Here is an 11,067-nt window from a genome sequence, read left to right as displayed (position 1 = left end):
AGTCATAATGTAAAGATTAATTACTTGAATTGTTTGTTTGATTTTTATCCCTATATATACGGTGGGATTTTATTTTTAGATTTTTTAATAAGGATAATTCAAATTGTATCCCGTTCAAAAGTACGAAATATTTTAACTTTATCTAAGATTATTAGCATTAACGGATGATGCAATGGACTCTGTTGGGGAAAACCACAAAATAATTGTAATTTTCGAATCGTAGTCATGGTCCTGTTTCGACCGTGCGATTATCGAAAAGGTTCACAAAACAATAAAACGTATATCATGAAAAAAACAATAGGTATCGCACTTATCGGTAGCCTTGTGTTCCTAGGATGCAAAGAAACCAAGAAACAGGAAAACCTTGATATGGATTCGGATCCTACTTACGGCGTCAATGGAATCTCGCCCCCTGAAGTAATGAAAGAAGTGGAAATTACCCCAATATCGCACGCAACGGCCGTTTTGCATTGGAACGACATCACCATTTACGTTGATCCCGTCGGCGGTACCGAAGCTTTTGAGGGGCAACAAAAACCAGATCTTATTTTGGTGACGGACATCCACGGCGATCATTTTAGCCTCGAAACCTTGGAAGCACTGGACACTGAAAAGGCCAAGATCATGATGCCCCAAGCCGTTGCGGATAAAATGCCGGATGAATTTACGCCGCAAATCGATGTCTTGAATAACGGTGATTTCAAAGAACGCTATGATATCAACGTCGAGGCGATTCCCATGTATAACCTGCGCGATGAGGCCAAGGATTTCCACATCAAAGGCCGAGGCAATGGTTATCTGTTGAATATGGGCGATGAGCGCATCTATTTTTCGGGCGACACCGAGGATATTCCCGAAATGCGGAACCTAAAGGATATCGATAAGGCCTTTGTCTGTATGAACCTCCCCTACACCATGACCGTCAAGAGCGCTGCCGAAGCGGTGCTGGATTTCAAACCGAAACAGGTCTACCCCTATCACTACCGAGGAAAGCCCGATGTCAGCGATGTGGCCAAATTCAAGGAATTGGTCAATACAGGAAATCCCGATATTGAGGTGGTGCTGTTGGATTGGTATCCAAATGAAGATTATTAGGCCATGATGTACCATTTTCCCTCAAAAATATACCAATAAAACATACCACCTAAAACAACGAATACATGAAGCTAGCATCCCAACGGTTCCTTCTTCTCATATCGGCACTCTTGGTGTTGAGTTGCGCCCAAGAGGAGGAAAAAAAAGAAGAAACGGCCCAGTTTGAAGTCCCGGTAGCGTATTACACCTTGGACAATGGCCTAAAAGTCATCCTTTCGCAGGATAAGACCTCCCCGACCGCGATCGTAGCGGTATACTACAATATCGGCTTCCGTATAGAGCCGAAGGACCGCACCGGGTTCGCACATTTGTTCGAGCATATGATGTTCCAAGGTTCCCAAAATTTGGGAAAAATGGAATTTGTCAAACTTATTCAGCAAAACGGGGGCGTTCTCAACGGATCGACCCGGTTCGATTTTACCAACTATTTCGAGATCGTACCCTCCCATAAACTGGAAACCATGCTTTGGGCCGAGGCCGATCGTATGCGGGGGCTCGATATCACCCAGGATAACCTGACCAACCAACAGGGAGTAGTCAAAAACGAGGTAAAGGTTAACGTGCTCAATCAGCCCTATGGTGGATTTCCTTGGCTGGATATGCCCCGATATGCCAACGAAAATTGGTACAACGCCCACAATTTCTACGGAGATCTTGAAGACCTTGATGCGGCCAATCTTGAAGATGTGGCCAGTTTCTTTAAGACCTACTATTCGCCTAATAACGCCGCACTTTCAGTTGTAGGGGATTTTGATCTGGAGGAGACCAAAAAATGGATACAAAAGTATTTTGGGGATATTCCTGCTGCCGAACTTCCACCGCAGCCTGATATTTCAGAACCTGAACAGACCGAGCAGAAAGAATTCGTAAAAAATGATTCCCTAGCCAACAAACCTGCTATTGCATTGGCCTACCACATGCCGGAACGGAATTCGCCCGAATATTATGCGATGGGACTTTTAGACCAGATTCTGGTTCAGGGAGACAACAGTCTATTAGTACAAAAACTGGAAAATGAAAAAGGATTCACCTCCGATGTTAGCGGTGGCATTAACTACTTGGGCAACATGTTCAACTACAAGGGGCCCATGTTATGGATGTACAACCTTACTTATGACAACGATACATCAAGAGAAGATGTACTAACGGCAATCGATGAAACGATGGTCGATTTAAAAGCAAATATATCGCAAGAAACCCTTGACCGAGCCATTGTCAAAATACGCTCGCAACTGTACGATGAACTGGGCGGTACTTTCGGGCTGGGCCGTGCGGACCTCTTGGCCACCTTCGCCCTGTTCGATGACAATCCACAACGTATCAATACGCTCGAGGAAGAATTCAAAAAAATAACTCCCGAAATACTCAAGAAAACTATCGATGACTATTTGATCAACAGCAACCGTACCATTTTGACCGTAAATCCGCTCTTGGCAGAGAACGACAAAAATCAGTAAAAATGAAAAACGCATTTATATATACCTTCGCCCTTTTACTTTTAACCACATGGGGCTTTGCGCAAAAAAATGATAAAACGCAACCCCCCGAAGGGGGTCAACCCAAAGATTTCACCCTACCTAAAAAAGAAGTCGTTCGACTCGATAACGGACTGACCTTGGTCATGGTGCCCTATGGATCCATTCCGAAGGCTACCCTTCGGGTTAGTATCAAGACCGGGAATATCGACGAAAAAGAAAATCAGGTCTGGTTATCAGATCTGCTCGCCGATTTGATGGAAGAAGGCAGTACTACTAAAAGTGCCCAACAGATTGCCGATGAAATAGCCGGAATGGGCGGTAACCTGAATATCGGGGTCGGGGTACACACGACTTCGATCAGCAGTTCCGTACTATACGAGTTTGCGGACGATGCCATTACCTTGATGGCCGATGTACTCAAAAATCCGAAGTGGCCCCAAACGGAACTTGACCGGCTTAAAAACGATATGAAGCGCGACCTGTCAGTTCGTATGGCCGAGCCTGGCGCTCAAGCCAGTAGTGCCTTTTTCGCCGAAATATATCCAGATCATCCGTATGGAAGAATATTTCCGACCGATGACATGATCACTTCGTATTCAGTTGAGGATATCAAGCAATTTTATGATAAAAACTTTGGTGCTCATCGCACTACGGTTTACGTTGCTGGAAACTTTAATTCTGAAAAAGTCAAAAAAGCGGTTGAAAATTCGTTTTCCGACTGGAGAAGGGGTACCGCCACCGATTATAGGGTGGCAGAGCCGGCCATGTCCGGCGAGGTAAAAATTATCGATCGACCCGGGGCTCCACAATCCACCATTTACTACGGTCTTCCGGTAATAGGGCCTTCCGATAAGGATTTTATCGCATTAGACGTCAGTAATTCTCTTTTAGGGGGCTCTTTTGCGTCACGAATTACCAGTAATATTCGTGAGGACAAGGGATACACCTATTCCCCTTACAGTGCGCTCGACACCAATTACAAATCTGGAGTATGGTATGAAGTGGCAGACGTTACCACCGAACATACCGGGGCTTCCTTGAAGGAAATCAAGAATGAGATCGAGAAATTACAGACCGAACCACCGAGCCAAGAGGAGATGGTTGGAATAATAAACTATGAATCGGGACTGTATGTACTCCAGAATTCCTCGCCCAACGGAATAATCGGCCAGATGATATTCTTGGATATCCATGATCTAGACGAGTCGTTTTTGACTGATAAAGTCAGGAATATGCATGCCGTGACCCCAGAAAAAGTGCAAGAAATGACCCAAAAGTATATCCAGCCCGAAAACATGACGCTAATAGTGGTTGGGGATAAAAAGAAAATAGAGAATCAGATCCAAGAGACGATTGAAAAGCCGTTGGGACAGTAATGGCAAAATTGGCAGCGCTAAGCACCGTCCGCAATTCAAGGATTTTGAAATTTTATTAAATGGATATCCAAACGATCAGCAATCTGCCGATTACCGAATCAGCTTCTTGTATTTAATCCGTTTCGGCATAATATCCGCACCCAAACGTTTTTTCCTGTTTTCTTCATAGTCGGAGAACGACCCTTCGAAGAAGTAGACTTCTGAATTGCCTTCAAAGGCCAGAATATGTGTACAGACCCGATCCAAGAACCAACGGTCGTGGGAGATGACCACCCCACAGCCGGCAAAGTTTTCCAAACCTTCTTCTAAGGCACGTAAGGTATTTACGTCCAAATCATTGGTAGGCTCATCCAAAAGCAAAACGTTACCTTCTTCCTTCAGGGTCATCGCTAAATGTAGGCGGTTGCGCTCTCCACCGGAAAGCATGTTTACCTTCTTGTTCTGCTCGCTTCCGGAAAAGTTGAACCGGCTTAGATACGCCCTAGAGTTCACTTGGCGGCCGCCCATCATTATGAGTTCCTGTTCATTACTAAAGTTCTGCCAAATGGTCTTTTCTTGATCGATGTTGGAATGGCTTTGATCAACATAGGCGATTTTTGCCGTCTCGCCTACTTCAAACTGTCCCTTATCAGGCGTTTCCTCGCCCATAATCATTCGGAATATCGTGGTCTTTCCGGCACCATTGGGGCCTATGATTCCCACGATACCCGCTTGGGGAAGTTTAAAATTTAGGTCCTCATAAAGCAATTTGTCACCGTAGGCTTTGCTGACGCCTTTGGCCTCCAGAACATTGGTACCCAAGCGCGGACCATTTGGAATATAGATTTCCAATTTCTCGTCCAACTGCTTTTGATCTTGGCTCATCAGCTTATCGTAGTTGTTCAGACGGGCCTTCTGTTTTTTCTGGCGGCCTTTGGCACCTTGCTGCACCCACTCTAGCTCCCGCTCCAAAGTTTTTTGGCGTTTTGAGGCGGTCTTGCTTTCCTGCGCCATACGTTTGGACTTCTGATCTAGCCAGCTCGAGTAATTGCCTTTCCAAGGGATGCCCTCTCCCCTATCCAGTTCCAAGATCCATCCGGCCACATTGTCCAAGAAATAGCGGTCGTGGGTGACGGCAATTACCGTGCCTTTATACTGTGCCAAATGGTGTTCCAACCAATGAACCGATTCGGCATCCAGGTGGTTGGTAGGTTCGTCGAGCAAAAGGATTTCGGGTTCTTGCAACAATAATCGGCAAAGCGCGACCCTACGTCGTTCACCTCCGGAGAGCACGCTGATTTTCTTGTCCCCTTCGGGCGTGCGCAGGGCATCCATCGCAATCTCAAGTTTGGTGTCCAGTTCCCAGGCATTTGAGGCGTCTATTTGATCCTGGAGTGCGGCTTGCTTGTCCATCAGCTTTTGCATCTTGTCAGCATCCTCATAAACTTCCGGAAGGCCGAACATATCGTTGATCTTGTTATACTCGTCCAGTATCGCCACGGTCTCGGCGACGCCTTCCTTCACGATTTCCAAAACCGTCTTGTTTTCGTCAAGCTGCGGGTCCTGCTCCAGATAGCGGACGTTGTATCCCGGAGAAAAGACCACATCGCCCTGATAATTTTTATCCTCCCCGGCAATTATGCGTAATAAAGTGGATTTTCCCGATCCGTTCAGGCCAAGAATTCCGATTTTGGCACCGTAGAAAAAGCTGAGATAAATGTTCTTTAGTACAGGTGTGTTGGCGTTTTTGTAAGATTTCGTCACTCCCGACATCGAGAAAATGACTTTTTTATCGTCGCTCATTTCTTAAGTTTATGAGAAAAGGTATAGTATTTTAAGTACAAGTGCGATTTATTTCATCTGAACTTGATACTTGCACTTGGGCTTGAAATTGAACGTATCACACCCTGCCCTTGAGAGCGTTAAATACCCACGCAATGGCAAAAAATCCGATACCGACCGATGCGAAGCCCCACCCGGCGACATCGTCATAGCGAAATGCGCCAAGGGCTATCAACGCCAGGCCGACGATTATCATGATAAAAGTGGCCCATGCCAGTACGGTATTTTTGTTCATTCCCATGGTGTTTTGGTTCGGTTTTAAGTAAAATCAAATATCGGAAATATAAAACGAACTTTTTGTGCAGAAGGTATTTTGTTTGCCTCAATAGTATAAGCATAGCATAAAATCTTTCCGATTTATTCCTCAAACGGGAAGGTCGTTCCGGTTATGCTGCGAACCTCATCCAGAAGGTTAACAAGGTCAAGACTGTTTTTTAAGCTCCATTTTTCACTTTGCAGTTTTCCGTTTCTCAGGCAATCGTGCACTTCATAGATTTCGTGGGTATAGCCTTTGCCCTTGGTGGGAAGGTCAAAATCCTCCATCTTTTTATCGATTTCGATGGAATATCCCTGCGCCTCGTGCCATCGCTCATGTAAATACGCCGAACCCCTGCTGCCCGCAATTTCCGCGCGCATCTGCAAATTCGATCGTAAACCACTAGCGAGTGTCGCCTGGGCATGGGGATATTCAAAAATCATGGAGGTCTGGGTTTCAACCCCTGTTTTATGGAACAGGGAAACCGCTTCGATATTGTCCGGTTTCCCTAGAATAAGATACGCCAAAAAAATAGGATAGATACCGATGTCTAGCAAAGAACCTCCCGCCAAATCGGGATTGAGCAAACGACCGTTTTCGTCCCTATCCAACCCATAAAATCCGAAATTGGCATTGAGATAGGTGATATCGCCAATTTTACCTTCCCCTATCAAATCCTTTACCTTGATTATGGAGGGATTAAAGCGGCTCCAAAGGGCTTCCATCAAAAAGACCCCGTTCTTTTTTGCCGCGGCAATCATCTTTTTTACCTGATCGGCGTCGATGCCCATAGGTTTTTCGCAAAGCACGGCCTTGCCATGATTAAGGGCTTCAATGGTCAGTTCGCAATGCGAGGTATGCGGCGTGGCGATATAAAGCACATCCACGACATCGGATTCAAAGAGTTCTTGATAGGACCCAAAACGATGTTCGGCACCGTATTCATCGGCAAATTCGTTCGCCCTATCCAGACTTCGGGACGCTACCGCCGTTAATTCCCCGTCTTCGACCAGCTTTAGGTCTTTTGCAAAACTGTGCGCAATGTGACCGGGGCCCACAATGCCCCATCGTATTTTATCTGCCATAATTTGGGTTTGGATTTTTTCAAAAGTAAGGAATTTTCACAGAAAAATTTAGGGTTCAATTCTACCTTCCGTAGGTTTAAGGTTCAAGGGAAAAACCTACAAATTTTGACTTTGTGTTTGAGACCTTCAAACAGCTACGAACTAGCATTTGAACCTTGAATTTTTCCTGCCTATCTTTGAATTTTTCCTGCCTATCTTTAGGACTTAACATAAACGCATTCAATGGACCTTAAATTCAACAAAAACGAAGACCACAACAAACTCCTTGTTTCCGAGTTAAAAAATCGACTGGCCAAAGTAAAACTGGGCGGTGGAAAAGCACGTATCAAAAAGCAGCATGACCAAGGAAAACTGACGGCACGCGAGAGGATCGAGTATTTGTTGGACAAGGAAAAAAATAGTATAGAGATCGGCGCTTTCGCGGGTGACGGAATGTACGAAGAACACGGTGGATGCCCGTCCGGTGGCGTTGTGGTCAAAATCGGGTATATCTCGGGAAAGCAGTGCGTTGTGGTCGCCAATGATGCGACGGTCAAAGCAGGTGCCTGGTTCCCCATCACCGGGAAAAAGAATTTAAGGGCACAGGAAATCGCTATCGAAAACCGGTTGCCCATCATTTATTTGGTCGACAGCGCCGGCGTGTATTTACCGTTACAGGACGAGATTTTCCCCGATAAAGAACATTTCGGGCGTATTTTTCGCAACAACGCCGTCATGAGCGGCATGGGCGTCACCCAAATCGCCGCTGTTATGGGCAGTTGCGTGGCCGGGGGTGCCTATCTGCCGATTATGAGCGACGAGGCCATTATTGTCGAAAAGACGGGAAGTATCTTTTTGGCGGGCAGCTATCTTGTCAAAGCGGCTATCGGCGAAAATGTGGATAACGAGACGCTTGGCGGGGCCACGACACACTCCGAAATCAGTGGCGTGACCGATTATAAAGCCAAAGACGACAAAGATGCCTTAAATATCATTAAAAATCTGATCGATAAGATAGGGTCCTATGACAAGGCGGGCTTCGACCGAAAACCAGCCCACAAACCTAAGGAAAATCCCGATGATATTTTTGGCCTGATACCAGACGCGAGAAACGAGCAATACGATATGCTCGAAGTCATCAAACGCTTGGTAGACGAGTCTAAATTCCAACAGTACAAAGAAGGTTATGGCAAGACGATTTTGACCGGCTACGCCCGTATCGACGGTTGGGCCGTGGGTATCGTGGCCAACCATCGCAAAGTGGTCAAGACACAGAAGGGTGAAATGCAGTTCGGGGGCGTCATCTATTCCGATTCGGCGGACAAGGCCACACGCTTTATCGCCAATTGCAACCAAAAAAAGATTCCCTTGGTTTTTTTACAGGATGTCACCGGGTTTATGGTCGGCAGCAAGAGCGAACATGGCGGTATTATTAAAGATGGTGCCAAGATGGTCAATGTGGTCAGCAACTCCGTAGTACCGAAGTTTACCGTTGTTATCGGCAACAGCTATGGCGCCGGCAACTATGCCATGTGTGGCAAGGCCTACGACCCTCGGCTGATCGTCGCGTGGCCCAGTGCGGAACTGGCGGTCATGAGCGGAAATTCCGCCGCCAAGGTACTTTTGCAGATCGAAAAGGCGTCCCTAAAAAAGAGGGGGGAAACGATTACGGAAAAAAAAGAAGCCGAATTGTTCAACAAAATCAAGGACCGCTACGACAACCAAGTATCCCCCTACTACGCCGCAGCGCGATTGTGGACGGATGCCATCATCGACCCGCTGGACACCCGAAAATGGATTTCCATGGGCATAGAAGCGGCCGATCATGCGCCGATCAAAAAGGATTTCAACATGGGGGTTTTGCAGGTTTGAACCAGCCGCCTCCGGGCGAGTCGCCAGAAACTAGAGGAAAGACTTTTTTAGTATTAGACAGCCTTTATGGCCGAATCCTTCGTCCGGGTTCTTAGTTCCAGAAGCGCAGCGGTCTATTTTGTTTTCCTACTTTTGAAAAAAATTTAATCACCATGTTAATCATTGGAATCGCGGGCGGCACGGGCTGCGGAAAAACGACGGTAGTAAACCAGATCATCAACGAGCTTCCGGACGGGGAAGTGGGCGTGATTTCACAGGATTCCTACTACAAAGACCTCTCGCACCTGTCCTTGGAAGAACGACGCATGACCAATTTTGACCATCCACAGTCAATCGATTTTGAATTGTTGGAAGAACATCTCAAACTGCTAAAAGCCGGAAAATCCATCAAACAACCGGTATATTCGTTTTTGGAATGTAACCGTACGGACAAAACCGTCCTGATATCCCCAAGCAAGGTACTGATTGTCGAGGGCATTCTAATTCTGACCAACGCGCTTATCCGTAAAATGCTGGATATCAAAATATTCGTGCATGCCGATTCCGACGAGAGGCTCATCCGAAGATTAAAAAGGGATGTCAACGAGCGCGGTTGGAACCTTGACGAGACCCTTGACAAATACCAGACGAACATTAAGCCCATGCACCTCCAGTTCATCGAACCCAGCAAAGAATATGCGGATATTATCATCCCGAACAATAAATACAACACGGTGGCAGTTGATATAGTACGGACGATCATCAACGAGAAACTGGATTAGTATAGCTTATGGGCCTAAAAGTTTTACGGAAGAAAAAATGGTTTAAAGTCTTTACCAACATGTACGTTTTGGTATTGACCGTTTTTGTGATTTGGATGGTTTTTTTCGATACCAATTCCCTTCTCATCCATTTAGAATTAAAAAAGGAAATCAGGAAGCTCGAAAAACAGCAAGAATTCTTAAAAACTGAGATTGCCGAGGATAAAAAGGTCCTAAAAAAACTCTCCGACCCCGAAGAACTCGAAAAATTCGCCCGCGAACAGTACTACCTCAAGAAAAAGAACGAGGAAATCTATCTAATCGAATATGAGGATAGTTTGAAAGGGAGTAAAAAAGAGTAGCCGACTCTTAACGAACTTTAACGCAAATCGTTACCGTTGTTCACTTCGTGTTAACAAAATGGTTTCGAAGGCATCGTAAATAATCGTATTTTTACCCCCTAATTTAGACGGATAATGGGCAAGATCATTGCTATTGCGAACCAAAAAGGGGGTGTGGGAAAAACCACGACGACGGTCAATCTCGCCGCCTCGTTGGGGGTATTGGAGAAGAAGGTGCTGTTGATCGATGCGGACCCGCAGGCGAACGCGACTTCGGGACTAGGTATCGATGTGGATTCCGTGGAACTGGGCACCTATCAGTTGCTTGAACATAGCGTTACCGCAAAGGAAATTATCATACCCACCGACTCCCCCAACCTCGATCTCATTCCCGCACATATTGATCTGGTCGCGGTCGAAATCGAGCTGGTGGACAAAGACAGGCGGGAGTACAAAATGAAAGAAGCGATTTCAGATTTACGGGATAGCTATGATTATATTCTTATCGATTGTGCGCCCTCATTGGGCCTTTTGACCTTAAATGCCCTGACCGCGGCCGATGCGGTCATCATTCCCATTCAATGTGAGTATTTTGCCCTAGAAGGCTTGGGCAAGCTTTTGAATACTATCAAAAGTATCCAGAAAATACACAATCCCGATCTTGATATCGAAGGGATGTTGTTGACCATGTTCGATTCCCGTTTACGCCTTTCGAACCAGGTCGTCGAAGAGGTGCGCAAGCATTTTTCCGATATGGTTTTTGACACTATTATACAGCGTAACGTACGTTTGAGCGAGGCACCCAGTTATGGCGAAAGCATCATCAAGTACGACGCCAGCAGCAAGGGCGCGGCCAACTATCTGAACTTGGCCAACGAGGTACTGACCAAAAACAAGGCCGTAGTTTAAACCTAAAGTAAAGGCAACCCAATGGCGAAGGCAACCAAAAAACAGGCACTCGGGCGTGGACTCTCCGCACTCTTAAAAGACCCCGACAACGATATTCAGACAGCCACGGACCGTA

Annotated in this window: 10 protein-coding genes and 1 pseudogene; 8 read left to right on the top strand and 3 right to left on the bottom strand. The window is 46.1% G+C overall.

Features of this window, described 5'->3' with window-relative positions; translation table 11 throughout:
• Positions 1-285 precede the first annotated feature (285 nt).
• From ACEW8S_RS17515 to ACEW8S_RS17505, 3 genes are all read left to right on the top strand, one after another.
• Positions 286-1,095 carry an MBL fold metallo-hydrolase gene (locus tag ACEW8S_RS17515; RefSeq protein WP_373519408.1) on the top strand — a complete coding sequence of 270 codons (810 nt, stop codon included), beginning with the start codon at positions 286-288 and terminating at the stop codon, positions 1,093-1,095.
• A gap of 65 nt (positions 1,096-1,160) precedes the next feature.
• Complete coding sequence (locus tag ACEW8S_RS17510; RefSeq protein ID WP_373519407.1) at positions 1,161-2,552, top strand: M16 family metallopeptidase; 1,392 nt, start codon at positions 1,161-1,163, stop codon at positions 2,550-2,552.
• A gap of 2 nt (positions 2,553-2,554) precedes the next feature.
• On the top strand, positions 2,555-3,949 hold the full coding sequence (locus tag ACEW8S_RS17505) for a M16 family metallopeptidase (protein ID WP_373519406.1): 1,395 nt from the start codon (positions 2,555-2,557) through the stop codon (positions 3,947-3,949).
• A gap of 90 nt (positions 3,950-4,039) precedes the next feature.
• Here the strand turns inward: ACEW8S_RS17505 and ettA are convergent, their stop codons facing one another.
• The 3 genes from ettA to ACEW8S_RS17490 all read right to left on the bottom strand — a co-directional run bounded on the left by ettA (position 4,040) and on the right by ACEW8S_RS17490 (position 7,111).
• Entirely contained in the window at positions 4,040-5,731 is a 1,692-nt protein-coding gene (gene ettA / locus ACEW8S_RS17500) for an energy-dependent translational throttle protein EttA (RefSeq protein ID WP_373519405.1), read from the bottom strand.
• A 97-nt stretch (positions 5,732-5,828) separates the two neighbouring features.
• Positions 5,829-6,011: a CAL67264 family membrane protein gene (locus ACEW8S_RS17495; RefSeq protein WP_026809274.1), complete on the bottom strand. Its 183-nt coding sequence runs from the start codon at positions 6,009-6,011 to the stop codon at positions 5,829-5,831.
• Between the two features lie 116 nt (positions 6,012-6,127).
• Positions 6,128-7,111 carry a Gfo/Idh/MocA family protein gene (locus ACEW8S_RS17490; protein ID WP_373519404.1) on the bottom strand — a complete coding sequence of 328 codons (984 nt, stop codon included), beginning with the start codon at positions 7,109-7,111 and terminating at the stop codon, positions 6,128-6,130.
• A gap of 222 nt (positions 7,112-7,333) precedes the next feature.
• On the opposite strand from ACEW8S_RS17490, the gene ACEW8S_RS17485 reads away from it, so the two are divergent.
• The 5 genes and pseudogenes from ACEW8S_RS17485 to ACEW8S_RS17465 all read left to right on the top strand — a co-directional run.
• Positions 7,334-8,962: an acyl-CoA carboxylase subunit beta gene (locus ACEW8S_RS17485; protein ID WP_373519403.1), complete on the top strand. Its 1,629-nt coding sequence runs from the start codon at positions 7,334-7,336 to the stop codon at positions 8,960-8,962.
• Between the two features lie 152 nt (positions 8,963-9,114).
• A complete protein-coding gene (udk, locus tag ACEW8S_RS17480; protein WP_373519402.1) occupies positions 9,115-9,723 on the top strand; it encodes a uridine kinase in 609 nt (202 codons plus the stop codon).
• An 8-nt stretch (positions 9,724-9,731) separates the two neighbouring features.
• The gene (locus tag ACEW8S_RS17475; protein ID WP_373519401.1) at positions 9,732-10,064 is read left to right on the top strand and encodes a septum formation initiator family protein; all 333 of its coding nucleotides are present in this window, start codon (positions 9,732-9,734) and stop codon (positions 10,062-10,064) included.
• Positions 10,065-10,178: 114 nt separating this feature from the next.
• Entirely contained in the window at positions 10,179-10,952 is a 774-nt protein-coding gene (locus tag ACEW8S_RS17470) for a ParA family protein (protein WP_373519400.1), read from the top strand.
• A 21-nt stretch (positions 10,953-10,973) separates the two neighbouring features.
• A pseudogene (locus ACEW8S_RS17465) lies at positions 10,974-11,067 on the top strand (chromosome partitioning protein ParB); the annotation flags it as partial.

This window comes from Pricia sp. (assembly GCF_041745955.1).
In the GTDB taxonomy this organism is placed as follows: domain Bacteria; phylum Bacteroidota; class Bacteroidia; order Flavobacteriales; family Flavobacteriaceae; genus Pricia.
The sequence above is the reverse complement of the archived record's forward strand: the minus strand, read 5'-3'. Positions and strand labels throughout refer to the sequence as shown.

Bases quoted from the DNA above. Each gene is read 5' to 3' on its own strand.
- ACEW8S_RS17515 (WP_373519408.1), top strand. From the start codon at position 286: ATGAAAAAAACAATAGGTATCGCACTTATCGGTAGCCTTGTGTTCCTA.
- ACEW8S_RS17510 (WP_373519407.1), top strand. From the start codon at position 1,161: ATGAAGCTAGCATCCCAACGGTTCCTTCTTCTCATATCGGCACTCTTG.
- ACEW8S_RS17505 (WP_373519406.1), top strand. From the start codon at position 2,555: ATGAAAAACGCATTTATATATACCTTCGCCCTTTTACTTTTAACCACA.
- ettA (WP_373519405.1), bottom strand. From the start codon at position 5,731: ATGAGCGACGATAAAAAAGTCATTTTCTCGATGTCGGGAGTGACGAAA.
- ACEW8S_RS17495 (WP_026809274.1), bottom strand. From the start codon at position 6,011: ATGGGAATGAACAAAAATACCGTACTGGCATGGGCCACTTTTATCATG.
- ACEW8S_RS17490 (WP_373519404.1), bottom strand. From the start codon at position 7,111: ATGGCAGATAAAATACGATGGGGCATTGTGGGCCCCGGTCACATTGCG.
- ACEW8S_RS17485 (WP_373519403.1), top strand. From the start codon at position 7,334: ATGGACCTTAAATTCAACAAAAACGAAGACCACAACAAACTCCTTGTT.
- udk (WP_373519402.1), top strand. From the start codon at position 9,115: ATGTTAATCATTGGAATCGCGGGCGGCACGGGCTGCGGAAAAACGACG.
- ACEW8S_RS17475 (WP_373519401.1), top strand. From the start codon at position 9,732: ATGGGCCTAAAAGTTTTACGGAAGAAAAAATGGTTTAAAGTCTTTACC.
- ACEW8S_RS17470 (WP_373519400.1), top strand. From the start codon at position 10,179: ATGGGCAAGATCATTGCTATTGCGAACCAAAAAGGGGGTGTGGGAAAA.